The organism is Clostridium swellfunianum, assembly GCF_023656515.1.
In the GTDB taxonomy this organism is placed as follows: Bacteria; Bacillota; Clostridia; order Clostridiales; family Clostridiaceae; genus Clostridium_AT; species Clostridium_AT swellfunianum.
The window spans coordinates 2,820,057-2,836,947 of sequence record NZ_JAMOFV010000006.1 but is presented as its reverse complement, the minus strand read 5'-3'; the positions used below and the strand labels follow the sequence as shown (position 1 = coordinate 2,836,947).

Here is a 16,891-nt window from a genome sequence, read left to right as displayed (position 1 = left end):
TTGCTTTGCAATCATAATAGTTAAAACTTTTTTTACCGTACAGCTTATGTACGATTATAGTTTTATTTCAATATCAACACCTGCTGGCAGGTCTAATCTCATTAGAGCATCAACAGTTTTTGGTGATGGACTAAGTATGTCTATCAGTCTCTTATGAGTTCTTATTTCGAACTGCTCTCTTGAATCCTTATACTTATGTGGAGCTCTTAGGATTGTTATAATATCTTTTTCTGTTGGTAGTGGAACCGGTCCAGCCACCTTAGCTCCTGTGGATTTAGCAGTTTCAACGATTTTTTCAGCTGATTGATCTAATATATTGTGATCAAAAGCCTTAAGTCTAATTCTGATTTTTTGTTTTGCCATTTTAATTTCCCTCCTTTTCATCGCACGCTTTACTTCCTACGCACAACAGCGGATGTTCTGTAAACTGTTCCGGGTGTTGCCTACTATAAAAAACAACAACCCATTTACAGGATCCCCGTCGCTTGATTCAAGACCAAGCATACTCAGCAAGAATTTCCCGGAAGTCGGCTACCTCTCGCTTCATCGCTGTTATATCTTCGCAACTATTTTATTGTACAACAAAACTCATAACTTGACAAGTATTTTTTTAATTTATGCTGCATAATCATCTTTATTCTTTATATTGTTAACTTTTGCTAATGTTTTTAATCAATTATTGCCTTGTTATTTTAGTTGTTTAGAATAAAAAAAGAACTCTTTAATCATTAAAGAGTTCTTTTTTTGGTGCAGATGAAGGGAGTCGAACCCCCACGCCGTAGGCGCTAGATCCTAAGTCTAGTGCGTCTGCCAGTTCCGCCACATCTGCATAAATGGTGACTCATAGGGGAATCGAACCCCTGTTACCACCGTGAAAGGGTGGTGTCTTGACCGCTTGACCAATGAGCCATANAAGGTTACACCCGTTCCCATACCGAACACGATGGTTAAGCTTCTCAGCGCCGATGGTACTGCTCGGGAGACTGAGTGGAAGAGTAGGACGTTGCCAGGTTTACAATGGATCTTTAGCTCAGTTGGTTAGAGCAACCGGCTCATAACCGGTTGGTCCGGGGTTCGAGTCCCTGAAGGTCCACCATACGGGGGTATAGCTCAGTTGGGAGAGCACCTGCCTTGCACGCAGGGGGTCTAGGGTTCGAATCCCTATATCTCCACCAAAGAAAACAGTCTGAAAAGGCTGTTTTTTATTTTTTGCATTATAATATTAAAGTAAGAGGATTATGAGCAGCTAGTAACAAAATGGGCTAGCTGTTTGTTTTTCTATTATAAGATTTTATAGTGATATTATTTTAAAGCAATTTTACAATAATTTCAAAAAAATAAACGAACAATAGTATAAGAGATAGGGGACAAGCGATTTAAACTTAATTTACCTAGATAAGGTATTGAAGTAATTGAATATTAAATTTAAATAAGATTCAAATAATACATATTATCCTAGCAAATGAATATAAATTAATTGAAAACTTCAAATTATTTTAAGGGGAGGTTAAGTCAATGATCAAACTTATCGGTATTTTAATTATTATTATTGGCTTTATTGCAAAACTAGATACTATTGCTGTAGTTGTGTGTGCAGGAATAGTGACTGGACTTGTTTCTGGATTATCCTTTGATCAAATTATGGTTACTCTAGGAAAGGCATTTGTGGATAACAGATCAATGTCACTATTCATTATATCACTTCCTGTAATAGGGATACTTGAAAGATATGGACTTCGTGAGAGGGCTGCTTACCTAATAGGAAAGTTAAAATCAGCAACCTTTGGAAGGTTAACTGCATTATATCTTGTAATAAGAACATTTGCAGCAATGTTTAGCTTAAGATTAGGTGGACATGTTCAGTTTATAAGACCTCTTATACTTCCAATGGCTCAAGGCGCAGCTAAAGCTAAGCATGGCGAAATTGGTGAAGAAGACAAGGAAAAAATTAAAGGACTTGAAGCAGCAGTTGAAAATTACGGTAATTTCTTCGGTCAGAACTTTTTCGTTGCATCAGGTGGGATACTATTAATAGTTGGTGTTATGAAGGGATTAAATTATAATCTTGAGGCTGTAGATCTAGCCAAGGCTTCACTTCCAATAGCGATTATAATTATGGTAGTTGGTTCAATTCAGTTTTTATATTTTGATAAAAAGTTCGATAAGAAGTACAACAAGAAAAATGCTTTAAATAAAAATAATAGCAAGTCACTATAATCAGGAGGTGGATTTTATGTTAAAAGCATCTTTAGAAGAAGTTTTATATATACTATGCGGTATGGTTTGTTTCTTTTCAGTATTTGCAACCCTAAAGGATAAGAAGCATCCATCAAGAATACCAACAGCAATTTTTTGGGCTTTCTTAGGTGTAATATTTGCTTTTAGTAAAATAGGAGTATTGCTTGGAAATCCTAATATAGTCATAAGTAATAGAGTAATTGGCTACATGGTTTTAGTTATGACTGTATTATCAGCAGCTAAATTAGTTAAATTTAATACTTTTAGCCAATCAACCGAAGAATTTAAGAAGAAAGCAGCAGAAAGAATAGGAAATAAGATATTTGTTCCAGCTTTAACTCTTGCAGTGGTAGCCTTTCTAGTTGCTCAAATTTGGACAAAACAGCTAGGTTCACTAGTTGCTTTAGGCATAGCTGCCCTAATAGCAGCAGTAGTATCCCTAGTTATTACAAAGGGAAAACCATCAGAAATGGCTGAGGATGGAAGAAGGTTATTTGAAATAGTTGGGCCTGTAAGCATACTTCCACAACTACTTGCAGCACTTGGTGCAGTATTTACAGCTGCCGGTGTAGGAACAGTAATATCAAATGGAATTAAGACAGTAATTCCAGAAGGAAATCTTCTTATGGGAGTTATAGCATATTGTGTAGGTATGGCAGTATTTACAATGATAATGGGAAATGCATTTGCAGCTTTTGCAGTTATAACAGCAGGTATTGGAGTTCCATTTGTTATAGCTCAAGGAGGAAATCCAATAATAGTAGCAGCTCTTGGGTTAACAGCTGGCTTCTGTGGAACACTCCTAACCCCTATGGCCGCAAACTTTAATATAGTTCCTACAGCAATTCTAGAAATAAAGGATAAGAGATATGGGGTAATAAAATACCAGGCTCCTGTGGCTCTAACAATGCTTGTAATACACATTGCATTAATGTACTTATGGGCTTTCTAAAATACTAGATAATATGAAGTTAGAGCTCCAAGTGAGTTTTAACTGTTTAACAAGTTGACATTGAAAGGAGAATTTGAAATGAGGATTTTAGTTACAGGTTTTGATCCATTTGGAGGTGAAAAGGTAAACCCAGCTTTTGAGGTTATAAAAAGATTAAGAGACAGCATAGAAGGAGCTGAAATAGTTAAACTTCAAATACCAACTGCATTCTACAGTTCAATAAATAAGATAATAGAGAAGATAGATGAGGTTAATCCAGATGTAGTACTAATGGTTGGTCAAGCTGGCGGAAGATTCGATGTTACTGTTGAAAGGATAGGAATCAATGTTGACGATGCTAGGATACCAGATAATGAAAATCAGCAGCCTGTAGATAAGACTATAGATTCAGAAGGATTGCCAGCACACTTTGCTACAATTCCAATAAAAGCTATTGTACAAGATATAAGAGCTAAAAATATACCTGCAAGCATATCAAATACAGCAGGAACTTATGTATGTAACCATGTTATGTACGGAATTTTAAACCATATTTATAAAAACGAATTAAATATGAAGGCTGGTTTTATACACATACCATTTTTACTAGAGCAGGTTATTGCTAAGCCAAATACTCCGGCAATGTCCCTAGAAACAATGGTAGCAGCTATAGAGGCAGCTATAGCTGCTGTAGTTAAAAACGATAAGGATATTAACGTAACTGGAGGAACAGTTTGCTAATGAAGCAGGCAAAACTTTTTGTATATGGCACTCTTATGAAAGGTTTTATTAACTTTAATAAGTATCTTTCAAAGAATACTATCAGAATAGAAAAAGCTTTTGTTTATGGAAAACTATTTCATTTAATAGATAAAGAGTGTCCAGCTTTAATTGAAGGAACTGATAGAGTATTTGGTGAGGTAATAACAATAACTGATGATGATAAAAATAGTATTTTAAATGATATAGATGAACTTGAAAGATATTTCAAGGGTGATAGGAGGAATATAGTTTATACAAGACAGGGGACAAAAGTGTATTACGAAGATGGAAAAACAGAAATACTTGGAGCATATATTTTAAAAGATAGGAGATTTTTAAGCATAAATAATTCCATCTATATACCTGAAGGAGATTGGAGAGTGTTTTTAAAAAAAACTGTAAAACAAAAGGCTAGCTCTTATTAAGGGTTGGCTTTTTACTTTGCATATTCTTATATTTTTATATTGTTTAAGAGGCAGGTATGCTAGCAAAAATACCTGCCTCTTACTTTTATTTTTATCATCATAAATATAATGTACACATATAAATAAGTAATAGAGCACATAAAGAGCAAACCAAGCTTTAGCATATACTAAACAATAAGAATTTAATTGTATATAAATTTATTGATACTAAAAATTAAAAGATTCATTCCAGATAGTCATATCTGACAAGCTATACAAAACTCCAAACATAAATATTAAAATACTAACCAAACATCAACTAACATATCATGAATAAATAGTTTACAAGTTTAAAATTGCAAGTTCTTCTTGTAGCTATGCAATTAAATATAAATAAAAAGGGGGAGCAATATGAAAAAGAAACTACCTATTCTATTATCGCTGCTTATGGTGACATCAGTGGGCTTGGGAGGTTGCAAGAAAGCAGAGAACAATTCAAAATCAGGAGGCTCTGACGTAATTAAGATCGGAGTATTTGAGCCTATGACAGGTGCTAATGCAGCTGGGGGAGCATTAGAGATTGAAGGTATTAAGCTTGCAAATAAGCTATATCCAAATGTTTTGGGAAAAAAGGTTGAGCTTGTTATCGTTGATAATAAATCAGATAAGACTGAAGCAGCTAATGCGGTGCAAAGACTTGTAGACAAAGATAAGGTAACAGCAGTAATTGGAAGCTGGGGGAGTGGATATTCAATGGCTGCAGGACCTATTATAAAGGATGCTAAGATTCCTACAGTAGGTACTTCATGCACAAATCCATTGGTTACAAAGGGAAACGATTATTACTTCAGAGTTTGCTTTATAGACCCATTTCAGGGAACTGTCATGGCTAACTATGCTTTCAGTAAGCTAAACGCTAAAAAGGTTGCTATAGTTCAAGAAGTTAACAACGACTATGCAGTAGGACTTGCTAAATACTTTACAGATTCATTTAAGAAGCTTACAGGCAATGATAAGTCCATAGTATCAGTATCAAACTACAATACTGGTGACCAGGATTTCACAGCTCAGCTCACAAATATAAAAGCTCAAAATCCAGATGCAATATTTGCTCCAGGTAACTTTACAGAGTCAGCTTTAGTTATCAAGCAAGCTAGGCAACTTGGAATAACTGCTCCATTTATAGGAGGAGATACTTGGGAAACTCCAGCCTTTATTGAGACTGGAATTCAGGCAGTAGAGGGAGCTACCTTCTCAACTTTCTTTGCAACTGAAAAACCAATAACAAAGGAATCTGAAAAGTTCCTAGCTGAGTACAGAAAAGAATACAGCGGCAAGGAACCAGCAGCAGTTACAGCTTTAGGATATGATGCATACCTAGTACTTATTCAGGCTATAGAGAGACTTGGAAATACAAATTCAGTTAAGCTTAGAGATGAACTTGCAAAAACAAAGGACTTCCAAGGTGCTGCAGGAGTTATAAATTTTGATGAAAACAGAGATGCTGTTAAGGATGCAGTAATTAAAGAAGTTAAAGGTGGAAAGTTCACATTTAAAGACGTTATTAAGCCTACAAAATAATTATAGAGCTACAGAGCTTCAAGGACGTTTGGAGTTCTGTAGCTATTAATAGTAAAAGGGAAATAATGGTGAAATTTTATACTTAGTATAAAAGAGAAGGGGGTTAATATGGGACTAGATCTATTTTTACAGCACCTGACTAACGGAATTTCGCTTGGAAGCCTCTATGCGCTAATAGCAATAGGTTATACCATGGTTTACGGAATATTAAGACTTATAAACTTTGCCCACGGAGATATTTTAATGATGGCAACTTATTTCGCTTTTTATTCAATGGCAATCTTTGCTCTACCGTGGTACTTGTCCTTTATTCTTGCTATATTGCTAACAGCGCTTCTTGGAATATTTATTGAAAAAGCAGCGTACAAGCCACTTAGAAATGCACCTAAAATATCTATAATGATATCAGCAATAGGAGTATCTTTTTTTCTTGAAAATCTTGCTACGGTGGTTTTTAGTGGAGTACCAAAAAAGTTTCCTGAGCCTAAGTTTTTTACGGAGGTTATTCATATAGGAAACGTATCACTTCAAAGGCTGACTATAGTAATTCCTTTAGCAACCTTGGTGATTTTATTTATGCTATTGTACTTGGTAAACAAGACAAAAAATGGTATGGCTATGAGAGCTGTATCTAAGGACTATGAAACTGCAAGCATAATGGGGGTGGACGTTAATAAGACAATCTCGTTTACTTTTGGAATAGGGTCTGTCTTAGCTGCAGTAGGAGCTATTATGTGGGGAATGAAGTTTCCACAGATTCAGCCCTTAATGGGAGTTATGCCTGGGCTTAAATGTTTTATAGCTGCAGTTATTGGGGGAATTGGTAATATAACAGGAGCTGTTATTGGAGGCTTCATTCTAGGCATAGGAGAGATAATGCTTGTGGCTTTTCTTCCTACACTATCAGGCTATAGAGACGCTTTTGCTTTTATACTGCTTATACTGATACTTCTATTCAAACCTACAGGTATCATGGGCGAGAATATCTCAGAGAAAGTGTAGGTGAGTAAAATGAAGTTGATTTTTAAAAGTATTAAAAAATTTTTTAGTAATAGAAATTTAATGCTCACATATGGGGCTTTAGCCTTAGTTCTTTTATTTGTAGTATTTGCAAATATGTTTTTAGACAGATATGTAGTAAGAATACTAAATAACTGTGCCATATATGTAGTTCTTGGGCTTAGTATGAATTTAATAAATGGCTTTACAGGTTTATTTTCTTTAGGACATGCAGGCTTTATGGCTGTAGGAGCATATGTAACTGCGCTATTAACTATGTCTGCAGCAACAAAAGCACAAAATTTTTTCATGGTACCTATAGTAAAACCCTTGGAAAATATAAGTCTTCCATTTCTACCTGCACTATTAATAGCAGGATTATTATCAGCTTTTGTAGCTTTTTTAATTGGTGCACCTGTACTTAAGCTTAAGGGGGATTATTTAGCAATAGCCACATTAGGCTTTGCTGAAATTATAAGAATAGTATTTACAAACACTCAGAGCATTACAAATGGAGCTTTAGGAATAAAGGGTATTCCAAATACAACAAATCTATGGTGGACTTTTGGAATTGCGTTATTTACCATATTTTTTATGAGACAACTTATAAACAGCAGCTATGGAAGAGCCTTAAAAGCAATAAGGGAAGATGAAATAGCTGCGGAAAGTATGGGAATAAACCTCTTTAAGCATAAGCTTTTATCCTTTATGATTGGAGCCTTCTTTGCAGGAGTAGGGGGAGGGCTTCTAGGAAACCTATTAGGAACAATAGACCCTAATATGTTCAAGTTTCCATTAACCTTTAACATACTTCTTATAATAGTTCTTGGTGGTATGGGAAGTATCACAGGAACTATTATTTCAGCTTTTGTTATAACAATTGCAGGAGAGGCACTAAGATTCTTAGATGAAGGCTTCTTATTTATACCAGCTATTTCGGGATTAAGAATGGTTGTTTTTTCAGCACTTCTTATGGTCGTTGTTTTGTTCTTTAGCAAAGGGCTTATGGGAACAAGGGAATTTAGTTGGAATAAGTTTATAAGCATAATAACAAGAAAGCCTCTACAAAAAGGAGGTAACGAGTGATGAGTTTGCTTAAGACAGATAATATAACTATGCAGTTTGGCGGAGTAGTTGCAGTTAAGGACTTCAACCTTGAGCTTAATCAAGGTGAAATTGTAGCTTTAATAGGGCCTAACGGAGCAGGAAAAACCACTGCCTTCAATATGATAACAGGAGTTTATACACCTACAGTTGGAAAAATATGTTACAAGGATAAAGATATTACAGGAATTAAACCGGACAAGATAACAAAGCAGGGAATAGCTAGAACCTTTCAGAATATAAGATTGTTTAAGGACTTAAGCGTGCTTGATAATGTGCTTATAGCTAATCATCTTCACATAAAGTCTGACGTTTTTAGTTCTGTATTTAAGCTTCCTAGGTATAGAAGAGAAGAAAAACAGATGCTTGATAAGTCTCTAGAGCTTATAGATAAAGTAGGTCTAATGGATTTAAAATATGAAAAAGCTAGCTCACTGCCCTATGGAAAGCAGAGAAGACTTGAAATAGCAAGAGCACTTGCAACAAATCCTGAGATACTTCTTTTAGATGAGCCTGCTGCAGGAATGAATCCAAAGGAGACAGAAGACCTAACTCATTTCATAAAGCAAATAAGAGATGAATTTGATTTGACTATTTTTATGATTGAACATCATATGCAGGTTGTAATGGATATTTCAGACAGGATTTATGTATTTGATTACGGTGTAACCATAGCTGAGGGAAGCCCTTATGAAATACAAAATAACCAGAGGGTAATAGAGGCTTATCTGGGGGTGAATGAAGAAGATGCTTAAAATAGATAATTTAGTAGTGTCCTATGGTGGTATTGAAGCTTTAAAGGGAATAAGCCTTGAAGTTGAGGAAGGAAAGATTGTAACTTTGGTTGGTGCTAATGGAGCAGGGAAAAGCACTATGCTTCGTTCAATTATGGGGCTTGTTAAACCTAAGAGCGGATCTATAAAGTATAACGACAAAGACCTTTTAAGTGTGAAGACTAAGAATATGGTGGATAATGGAATTGTTCTTGTACCTGAAGGAAGAAGAGTATTTCCAAACCTCTCAGTAATAGAAAATCTTAGAATTGGTGCTTTTACTAGAAGGGATGAGAAAAAAATCAAAGAGGACTTAGAGTGGGTATACAAGCTTTTTCCAAGACTTGAAGAGAGAAGCTGGCAGTCTGCTGGTACATTATCAGGTGGAGAACAGCAGATGCTTGCTGTTGGAAGAGCCTTAATGTCTCGACCAAAGCTTTTAATGATGGATGAGCCTTCTTTAGGTTTGGCCCCCTTAATAGTTAAAGATATTTTCAGTATTATAAAAGAAATTCACAGACAGGGAGTTACTGTTCTCTTAATAGAACAAAATGCTAATGCTGCTCTTCATATAGCTGATATCGGCTATGTTATTGAAACAGGAGCTATAAAGCTTAAAGGTGCGGGTAAGGAAATGTTAAGCAATGAAGAAGTCAAGAAAGCTTATTTAGGTGAAGGTGCAAAGAAGTAAATTAGAAAGCTAGCCAATTAAAGGCTAGCTTTCTTGTATTTTTTATATCTAAGATAGAAAACAACTGCAGATAAAAACCTAAGAATTCCTACAACAGCTAGAGCTATATAAATATTTGTTAATCCCTTAAGCTTCATTCCAAGGATAGGTGCAAACATTAAAGTTATATTTGTCAGCACAGTATAAATACCTATATAAAGAGTTCTATTTTCATTTGGAGCTGATTCATAAAGGTTGCTTAAAAGAAGTAGTACCGTACCAGCAACTGCTGCACCTGTTATGACATTAAAAATAACTACATGGACTATGCTTCTAGATACTATATACAAAAACGGGGTTATAGACATAATTAAAACTGCTAAGGCTATAGCAAAAGTATTTCCTTTTTTCTCTGAAAGCTTCTGCCATAATGGGAAAGTTAAAGCTTGAAAAATTGAGGAAACTGTAGCAATAATAGATGACCAAAGTTCATTTGAATGAAGTATGTCATACTCGTAGGTAAAGAATATTGGCCATCCCATTTGCCAAGCAAAATGAAATATAACTACGCAAATACAGTAATCTAAAAAGCGTTTATTTGATATAACAAGCTTTGATATATTTTTAAGGCTATCGATTAGTGATTCGTTTTTAAATTCAGTAATGGTTTCAATTTGTTTATTATTCCTATCTAGTCTGTGTTTTATAAGAGATAAAACTTCAAATATAGCTACGATAAAAGCTATAATAAAGAATATTTGGTATAATAGCATTCGTTGAGAATCATTTTTAGGAATAAAATAAAGCAGATTTCCTGTTATAAGGGTTACAATAAGTGCGCTTATAGTAGAAAGAGAACTTCTTCTTGAAAAAGCTCTACCTCTCCATTTCTCGGGAAACAAATCTGCAAGGTAAGATTGCCAGCCCATATTAGCTATAGAATTTGGAAAACTCATAGCACCGTATAGGAGTACAAATAATCCAGGTCTTAGCCATGCTGGAAGAAAAGGAATAAATATAAATAGCAAAAAGAAAGAACGTCCAAGACCAAAGAACAAAGCAGTTACTTTTTTCTTGTTTTTAAACTTTCTAAATAAGTATGTACCTAAAAAAACTGCAAGGATAGAAAATATAGATGGATAGGCATTTAAAAGGGCAATATCATTATCTGTGCCATTAAGTCTTTTGGTATAAATACTTGCAAAAGGCACTACTAAGTTTATGGATAAAGCCTGCAAGATGCCATTTAAATTGTTTATACGCAGATTATAATCCAACGTGCTTTTACTTCCATTTTTAAAATTTAATTTCTGAAAAAACTTCATAGAATTAGCCCCCCCTCGTGCTATAGACTCCATAAATTTAACTCACATTCTATATTAATGCATAAATTCATTAAAATCAAAGTATTTAGAAAAAGTAAAATCTCATTAACAAATTGTTAATAGACTAGTATAATCAAATGTATTAAAATGTAAGTGTATGCTAGAAAGAACAAGGTGAAATGATATGTCTTTATATAGAGTAAAGCAGTTCTACTGGTCGCTGATTTCTAAGATGGATTCAAAGGATAAAGATTTTGTTGATAATATTTTAAATGATAATGAAAAGCAGCTTTTTAATAAGCTGGCTACCTATGAGCAAAAGCATTGTATAAATGTAGCTCAAGATGTTTTAAGGATATGCAAAGAAGATGAAATTAGTAATGAAGTTTTAATAAAGGTAGCTCTGCTTCATGACATAGGTAAGGTTTGTAAAACTCTTAATCCTATAGAAAAGTCTTTAATGGTAATGATAGATAGTATATCTAAGGGAAAGCTGAAAAGATTAAACAGCTTAAAAAGTGTTGATGTATACTATAATCATGCAGAGAAGGGCTATAATATTTTAAAAGATATAGGTAATTATAATGAAAGATTTCTTTATCTTATAAAAAATCACCATAATAATTCTATTGTTGGTGATAGAGAATTAGACATACTAAAAGCTTGTGACAGTAGAAACTAAGCGTGGATTTATCCACGCTTTTAGAATAGGAGAGCATATAAATGAGTTCGAGTGAAAGAAGAAGGTTTATAAAGGAACTTTTAATAAATAGAAAAGAGCCGCAAAAGGGACAGGACTTAGCCAAGGAATATGGAGTTACCAGGCAGGTTATTGTAAAGGATATTGCAATATTAAGAGCTGAGGGCTTAAATGTTATTGCAACTCCTGAAGGCTATATAACCCCTAAGGAAAATAAGCATAAGATAAAAAGAATTATAGCCGTAAGTCACAGGTCAGAAAATATAGAAGATGAACTAACCTGCATTGTAAAGTTTGGAGGAACTATAGAAGATGTTATAATAGAACATCCTCTTTATGGTGAAATGAGAGGTATGCTGATGATTAAAACTCTCTATGATGTTCAGAACTTTATAGAAAAATTTAAACAATACAAGGCAGAACCTTTATCTACGTTAACAGGAGGAGTTCATATTCACACTATTGAAGCAGACAATGAAGAAATTATTGATAGAATTATAAAAGAACTTAAGGAAAGAAAATATTTAATTTCAGATTAATACTGCATGGAGATGGAGCTTATGAAAAAAGTAGCATTACTAAAGTGTATAGATTATGATGTAGATTTAATAGAGAAAAAGCTAAGAGAAGGCTTTGAACTATTAGGTGGAGAGGCGTATCTTAGAAAGCTTATACCACAGGGAAGCAAGGTTTTGCTTAAGCCTAACATGCTTAGTATAGAAAAGGCAGGTTCACCTGTAGTAACTCACTATGCAATGTTTGAAGCAGTTATAAGAATAGTTAAGGAGTATACAAATGATATAACCTTTGGAGATTCTCCTGGGTTCGGAGATTCAAGAAAGGCTGCAGAAAAGAGCGGTCTTATGGAGGTTGCTAACAAGTATGGAGTTAAGTTTGATTCTTTTACAGAAACTGTTCATGTCAAGCTGGATAACTCAATACTTTGCAAATCTTGGGATATTGCAAAGGCTCCATATGAAGCCGATGTAGTTATAAGTCTTCCAAAGCTTAAAACTCATGCTATGGCTTATTTTACTGGAGCAATTAAAAATCAGTTTGGATGTATCTCAGGAACTCAAAAAGCAGGCTGGCATACAAGAATGCCTGATGCTAATAATTTCTGCAAAATGCTTCTAGACTTAAATACACTTGTGGGAACAAGCTTTGCTATACTTGACGGTATTGTTGCCATGGAAGGTAATGGTCCGAAGAATGGAAATCCACACAAAATGGATACAATTATTATGGGAGATAGCATAAGTGCTGTTGATTCAGTAGCGGTAAGACTTATAGGTTATGATGATCCTCTTAAGACCCCAACTTTAAAAGAAGTTTATGATAGCAAATGGGGAGCTGTGCTTCCAAGGGATATTGAAGTTGTGGGAGAAAAGATAGAGTCAATGAAGGCTAGAAACTTTAAGCTTACTAGACAAGGGGGGGCATTTCACTTTTCAAATCCGACAGTATCAAGATTTCTAACTGGAATGTTGGCTCCAAGCCCTTCATTAATAGACGATAAGTGTATAGGATGTAAAAGATGTGAAGAAGTTTGCCCTGAGCAAGGAAAAGTTATTAATATGGTTAATAAGGATAATAAGCTAAAGCCAACTTGGAACATGAAGGCTTGTATTAGATGTTTCTGCTGTCAGGAGTTATGCCCAGTGGGAGCAATAGAAACTAAAAATACTACCTTTGGAAAGCTGCTTGGAATGGATAGATAAAGCATAGTTGAAAGGAATAGTTTTATGAAAAAAAGATTTTTTGGTTTTACAACCCTATTTTTAATTATTTTAGCTGCAGTGTTTTTTGACACAATAGTTAATTTTATTGTTAATGTTAAATGGTTTATTGAAGTAGATTATCTTAATATCTACTTTACTAAAGTACTAGCCATACTTAAGCTTTTGGTACCTATTTTTCTTATAGTTTATATTGCTATTTGGATATACTACAGAAGTCTTAGGGCAAGCTTTATAAAAATCGCCAATATTGTTGAGATTACTCCAAACAAAAAGGCAACAGAGAAAAAGATATTTATTATTGTAAATGCAATAATATCATTTTTAATATCCTTTGGCATAGCTTCAACCTATTGGTATAGAATACTTCAATTTAGCAATGCTACAAGCTTTGATTTAAAGGACCCTCTATTTAGCAGAGATGTATCCTTTTATATATTCAAACTCCCTCTTATAGAGTCCCTATATGCTGCAGTTATTTCTTTTCTAGTGTTCTTAGTTGCAATAACCTTAGTTATTTACTTTATTATGAATGCTAAAGATAGGTTTTTTACAGGGGATATTAGAGGAGCTTTTAATAATGTAAGAGTAATTAAAAGTGGTCTTACTAGATTTGCAGGAAAGCAGCTTGCTGTGGTATCTGCGCTAATTCTTCTAATGCTTTCTCTAGGTTATATGATAAGAGGGTGGAATTTAGTATATAGCCCAACAGGTGTTGTATTTGGAGCAGGGTATACTGATACAAAAGTTACTTTAGTTTTTTATAGAATAATAAGCATTCTTTCTATTATTTCAGCTATAGTTGTATTTATAAGTGTTTTAAGGTCTAAGGTTAAACCTATAATTGTTTCAGTTGCTCTCATATTTGTGCTTATAGTTGGTGAAACATTAACCTCTGTTGCAGTTGAAAGGTTTTTAGTGAAATCAAATCAAATAAGCCTTGAGAAGCCGTATATAGAAAATAATATAGCTTTTACTAGAAAGGCATACAACATTGATAAAATTGAAGAGAGTACCTTTGAGGTTAAAAACAATTTAACAAAGGAAGATATAAGGGCAAATGATGATACAATAAATAATATAAAAATTAATTCTTATAAACCAGCACTTGAATTTTACAACCAAGTACAAGTTATAAGATACTACTATGATTTTAATGATATAGACGTAGATAGATATAATATAAACGGAAAGTATAATCAAGTTTTTGTTGCGCCAAGAGAAATAGATCTTCAAAAGCTTGAAGGAAATGCAAGTACATGGCAAAATAAACACCTTATATATACTCATGGATATGGAATTGTAATGAATAAAGTTAATTCTGTAACCACAGAAGGCCAGCCAGACTTTGTTATAAAGGATATTCCACCTGAAAATAGTACAAATATAAAGCTTGATAACCCAAGGATATACTTTGGAGAAAAGACAAATGAGTATGCAATAGTTAATACCGATACAAGAGAGTTTGATTATCCTAAGGGTGGAGATAATCAATGGAACAAGTATGACGGTAAGGCCGGAATAAAAATGAATCTTTTAAATAGAGTTCTTTTTACTATTAATCAAAGAAATATAAATTTTCTTCTCTCAAGAGACATCAACAGTGATAGCAAGATACTTATAAACAGAAATATTAAAGATAGAGTTCAAAAGATTGCTCCATTTTTAAATTATGACAGTGATCCTTATATAGTGGCAAGTGAAGGCAAGCTTTATTGGATAATTGATGCTTTTACTACTTCTGACAGATATCCATATTCTCAACCAGTTAAAAATATAAACTATATTAGAAATTCCATAAAGGTTGTTATTGATGCATCTGACGGGATTACAAATTTTTATATTGTAGACAATAATGATCCAATAGCAGCAAGTTATAAAAAGATATTCCCTAGCTTGTTTAAGGATATTAATACATTATCTCAAGATATAAAAGATCACTTTAGATATCCAGAGGACCTGTTCAATGTTCAAAACACTATACTTGGCAAATATCATATGACAGATCCAGGAGTATTCTATAACGGAGAAGACCTTTGGGAGGTATCTAAAACCCAAAAGAAGGTTGGCGAGGATCAGGAAGTTAATGAAGGTGCTTATGTTGTTATGAAGCTTCCTAATCATGATAAGGAAGAAATGATACTGCTTGAATATTTCAATATGAGAAATAAAGATAATATGGTTGCTTTGTTTGGAGCAAGAATGGATAAAGAAAACTATGGAAAGCTAGTTCTTTATAAATTCCCAACACAAAAGACTATCTACAGTCCATATTTGTTCAAACAGAAAATAAATCAGGATCCTGTTATTTCCAAGGAAATATCCCTATGGAATAAAGAAGGTTCTGAAATTATGTACGGAGATACGATGATTATTCCAATAAATAACTCTCTGTTGTATGTTGAACCTATATATTTAAGAGCTACAGGTAAAAACAGCATACCTGAAATGAAAAGGATAGTTGTTGGCTTTGGCGATAAACTTATACTTGTTGATAGCATAGATATAGCTCTGCAGCAAATATTTAACTATACTGAAGTTCAGCCTCAAACTCCAAATGTACCAGCAGTACCAAACAATCCTGGTACAGCAGACCCTAATATTAAAGAAAAGATAAAAAATGCAAAGGACATATTTGATAAGGCTATAGAATCTCAGAAAAATGGAGATTGGGCTAAATACGGAGAATATATCAAAAATCTTCAGGATATACTAAGCGAACTTAATAAATAGAATTAAACAGCAAGACAGAAATTTAAAGCAGTCTTGCTGTTTATTATTTCTGAAAGTGTAAAGAATACCAATGTATGAGCATATTGTTTAAGATGATAATACTTTGGTATTGGAGGCATTCTAATGAAAAAGACTTGGGTACTAAGTACTCTATTTACACTTTCAATTATATTTTTACCTCCTTTTTTAATGGATTTAGATAAGGAAAATAAAGAAATAAATTCGGATGATGTAAAAGTTATACAAGTTGAACATATTGATACTGATTCAGAAAAAAATAAGTATCAGGATGATATAACTACCTTTTACTCTAATACAAGCTTTAAAAAAACTTACTACATAAGCGGTGATAGAGTAAATGTATATTCTGATAGTAGCGGTAGTGACAAGCTGTTAAGGTATTTAAGAAAAAATGATGTTATAGTTGCTTATAATGAAAGAAATGGTTATATTTATTGTGAAGATAATAATGGAAGGTTTGGATGGGTAAGAAAAAATAAGGATAACTTATCTGGAGAGATTAATAAAAAAACTACATACAAGGTAGATGTGGATTTGACAAAACAACTTATTTTTATTTATAAAGATAATAAAGAACTAAGAGAAATAAAATGTTCAACAGGGCTTATTGGAAATGCTGATACAGAAACTCCTGTTGGCAATTTTGAAATTCAAAATAAGGGAACCTTCTTTTTTAGTCCTAAATATAATCAAGGAGGCAAATATTATATTAAATTTTTTTCAAATTATTTAATACACTCTATACCTACAGATAAAAATGGTAATATAATAGAAGAGGAAAAAGATAAATTAGGTGTTCCTGTATCTCATGGCTGCATAAGAGTACCTGTGGAGGAATCCAAATGGATTTATGACAATATTCCTGTAGGCAGCGCTGTGAGCATACACTATTAGAAGGAGTAGGCAGAGTC

At 33.6% G+C, this 16,891-nt stretch carries 16 protein-coding genes, 3 tRNA genes and 1 rRNA gene; 17 read left to right on the top strand and 3 right to left on the bottom strand.

What is annotated here, in order from left to right:
* Nucleotides 1–54: 54 nt before the first annotated feature.
* Together rpsJ and NBE98_RS13555 are read right to left on the bottom strand one after the other, a co-directional pair.
* Nucleotides 55–363 carry a 30S ribosomal protein S10 gene (gene rpsJ / locus NBE98_RS13560; RefSeq protein ID WP_250815505.1) on the bottom strand — a complete coding sequence of 103 codons (309 nt, stop codon included), beginning with the start codon at nucleotides 361–363 and terminating at the stop codon, nucleotides 55–57.
* A 382-nt stretch (nucleotides 364–745) separates the two neighbouring features.
* Nucleotides 746–829, bottom strand: a tRNA-Leu gene (locus tag NBE98_RS13555).
* A 65-nt stretch (nucleotides 830–894) separates the two neighbouring features.
* Between NBE98_RS13555 and rrf the strand changes: the two genes are divergently transcribed.
* The 12 genes from rrf to NBE98_RS13495 all read left to right on the top strand — a co-directional run bounded on the left by rrf (nucleotide 895) and on the right by NBE98_RS13495 (nucleotide 9,483).
* Nucleotides 895–1,012: ribosomal RNA gene (rrf, locus tag NBE98_RS13550) — 5S ribosomal RNA — on the top strand.
* Between the two features lie 7 nt (nucleotides 1,013–1,019).
* Nucleotides 1,020–1,096: transfer RNA gene (locus tag NBE98_RS13545), tRNA-Ile, on the top strand.
* A gap of 3 nt (nucleotides 1,097–1,099) precedes the next feature.
* Nucleotides 1,100–1,175 (top strand) — tRNA-Ala (locus tag NBE98_RS13540).
* 343 nt (nucleotides 1,176–1,518) lie between these two features.
* Nucleotides 1,519–2,217, top strand: a complete 699-nt coding sequence (locus tag NBE98_RS13535) for a DUF969 domain-containing protein (protein WP_432432684.1) — start codon at nucleotides 1,519–1,521, stop codon at nucleotides 2,215–2,217.
* Between the two features lie 16 nt (nucleotides 2,218–2,233).
* The gene (locus tag NBE98_RS13530) at nucleotides 2,234–3,190 is read left to right on the top strand and encodes a DUF979 domain-containing protein (RefSeq protein WP_250815503.1); all 957 of its coding nucleotides are present in this window, start codon (nucleotides 2,234–2,236) and stop codon (nucleotides 3,188–3,190) included.
* A 78-nt stretch (nucleotides 3,191–3,268) separates the two neighbouring features.
* Entirely contained in the window at nucleotides 3,269–3,910 is a 642-nt protein-coding gene (pcp, locus tag NBE98_RS13525; protein WP_250815502.1) for a pyroglutamyl-peptidase I, read from the top strand.
* Nucleotides 3,910–4,356, top strand: a complete 447-nt coding sequence (locus tag NBE98_RS13520) for a gamma-glutamylcyclotransferase family protein (RefSeq protein WP_250815501.1) — start codon at nucleotides 3,910–3,912, stop codon at nucleotides 4,354–4,356. The genes pcp and NBE98_RS13520 overlap by 1 nt, the downstream gene beginning before the upstream one ends.
* Nucleotides 4,357–4,746: 390 nt before the next feature.
* Complete coding sequence (locus NBE98_RS13515; RefSeq protein ID WP_250815500.1) at nucleotides 4,747–5,916, top strand: ABC transporter substrate-binding protein; 1,170 nt, start codon at nucleotides 4,747–4,749, stop codon at nucleotides 5,914–5,916.
* 108 nt (nucleotides 5,917–6,024) lie between these two features.
* The gene (locus tag NBE98_RS13510; RefSeq protein WP_250815499.1) at nucleotides 6,025–6,918 is read left to right on the top strand and encodes a branched-chain amino acid ABC transporter permease; all 894 of its coding nucleotides are present in this window, start codon (nucleotides 6,025–6,027) and stop codon (nucleotides 6,916–6,918) included.
* Between the two features lie 9 nt (nucleotides 6,919–6,927).
* Nucleotides 6,928–8,001 (top strand): branched-chain amino acid ABC transporter permease, encoded by a 1,074-nt coding sequence (locus NBE98_RS13505; RefSeq protein WP_432432668.1) that lies wholly within the window; start codon nucleotides 6,928–6,930, stop codon nucleotides 7,999–8,001.
* Nucleotides 8,001–8,774, top strand: coding sequence for an ABC transporter ATP-binding protein (locus NBE98_RS13500; protein ID WP_250815498.1), 774 nt, complete (start codon nucleotides 8,001–8,003; stop codon nucleotides 8,772–8,774). Before NBE98_RS13505 ends, NBE98_RS13500 begins: the two co-directional genes overlap by 1 nt.
* Nucleotides 8,767–9,483 carry an ABC transporter ATP-binding protein gene (locus NBE98_RS13495; RefSeq protein WP_250815497.1) on the top strand — a complete coding sequence of 239 codons (717 nt, stop codon included), beginning with the start codon at nucleotides 8,767–8,769 and terminating at the stop codon, nucleotides 9,481–9,483. The genes NBE98_RS13500 and NBE98_RS13495 overlap by 8 nt, the downstream gene beginning before the upstream one ends.
* Before the next feature lie 17 nt (nucleotides 9,484–9,500).
* On the opposite strand, the gene NBE98_RS13490 is transcribed toward NBE98_RS13495, so the two are convergent.
* Complete coding sequence (locus NBE98_RS13490) at nucleotides 9,501–10,787, bottom strand: MFS transporter (RefSeq protein ID WP_250815496.1); 1,287 nt, start codon at nucleotides 10,785–10,787, stop codon at nucleotides 9,501–9,503.
* Nucleotides 10,788–10,971: 184 nt separating this feature from the next.
* Between NBE98_RS13490 and NBE98_RS13485 the strand changes: the two genes are divergently transcribed.
* The 5 genes from NBE98_RS13485 (at nucleotide 10,972) to NBE98_RS13465 (ending at nucleotide 16,874) form a co-directional block, all read left to right on the top strand.
* Complete coding sequence (locus tag NBE98_RS13485; RefSeq protein ID WP_250815495.1) at nucleotides 10,972–11,469, top strand: HD domain-containing protein; 498 nt, start codon at nucleotides 10,972–10,974, stop codon at nucleotides 11,467–11,469.
* A 41-nt stretch (nucleotides 11,470–11,510) separates the two neighbouring features.
* Complete coding sequence (locus tag NBE98_RS13480; protein ID WP_250815494.1) at nucleotides 11,511–12,026, top strand: transcription repressor NadR; 516 nt, start codon at nucleotides 11,511–11,513, stop codon at nucleotides 12,024–12,026.
* A gap of 21 nt (nucleotides 12,027–12,047) precedes the next feature.
* Nucleotides 12,048–13,208, top strand: a complete 1,161-nt coding sequence (locus NBE98_RS13475; RefSeq protein ID WP_250815493.1) for a DUF362 domain-containing protein — start codon at nucleotides 12,048–12,050, stop codon at nucleotides 13,206–13,208.
* Between the two features lie 24 nt (nucleotides 13,209–13,232).
* Entirely contained in the window at nucleotides 13,233–15,959 is a 2,727-nt protein-coding gene (locus NBE98_RS13470) for a UPF0182 family protein (RefSeq protein WP_250815492.1), read from the top strand.
* 123 nt (nucleotides 15,960–16,082) lie between these two features.
* Nucleotides 16,083–16,874, top strand: coding sequence for a L,D-transpeptidase family protein (locus NBE98_RS13465; RefSeq protein WP_250815491.1), 792 nt, complete (start codon nucleotides 16,083–16,085; stop codon nucleotides 16,872–16,874).
* The last annotated feature ends 17 nt before the right edge of the window (nucleotides 16,875–16,891 follow it).

Coding starts and splice junctions, on each gene's coding strand:
- NBE98_RS13520 (WP_250815501.1), top strand. CDS start 3,910: ATGAAGCAGGCAAAACTTTTTGTATATGGCACTCTTATGAAAGGTTTT.
- rpsJ (WP_250815505.1), bottom strand. CDS start 363: ATGGCAAAACAAAAAATCAGAATTAGACTTAAGGCTTTTGATCACAAT.
- NBE98_RS13470 (WP_250815492.1), top strand. CDS start 13,233: ATGAAAAAAAGATTTTTTGGTTTTACAACCCTATTTTTAATTATTTTA.
- NBE98_RS13465 (WP_250815491.1), top strand. CDS start 16,083: ATGAAAAAGACTTGGGTACTAAGTACTCTATTTACACTTTCAATTATA.
- NBE98_RS13515 (WP_250815500.1), top strand. CDS start 4,747: ATGAAAAAGAAACTACCTATTCTATTATCGCTGCTTATGGTGACATCA.
- NBE98_RS13485 (WP_250815495.1), top strand. CDS start 10,972: ATGTCTTTATATAGAGTAAAGCAGTTCTACTGGTCGCTGATTTCTAAG.
- NBE98_RS13480 (WP_250815494.1), top strand. CDS start 11,511: ATGAGTTCGAGTGAAAGAAGAAGGTTTATAAAGGAACTTTTAATAAAT.
- pcp (WP_250815502.1), top strand. CDS start 3,269: ATGAGGATTTTAGTTACAGGTTTTGATCCATTTGGAGGTGAAAAGGTA.
- NBE98_RS13490 (WP_250815496.1), bottom strand. CDS start 10,787: ATGAAGTTTTTTCAGAAATTAAATTTTAAAAATGGAAGTAAAAGCACG.
- NBE98_RS13510 (WP_250815499.1), top strand. CDS start 6,025: ATGGGACTAGATCTATTTTTACAGCACCTGACTAACGGAATTTCGCTT.
- NBE98_RS13495 (WP_250815497.1), top strand. CDS start 8,767: ATGCTTAAAATAGATAATTTAGTAGTGTCCTATGGTGGTATTGAAGCT.
- NBE98_RS13505 (WP_432432668.1), top strand. CDS start 6,928: ATGAAGTTGATTTTTAAAAGTATTAAAAAATTTTTTAGTAATAGAAAT.
- NBE98_RS13475 (WP_250815493.1), top strand. CDS start 12,048: ATGAAAAAAGTAGCATTACTAAAGTGTATAGATTATGATGTAGATTTA.
- NBE98_RS13500 (WP_250815498.1), top strand. CDS start 8,001: ATGAGTTTGCTTAAGACAGATAATATAACTATGCAGTTTGGCGGAGTA.
- NBE98_RS13530 (WP_250815503.1), top strand. CDS start 2,234: ATGTTAAAAGCATCTTTAGAAGAAGTTTTATATATACTATGCGGTATG.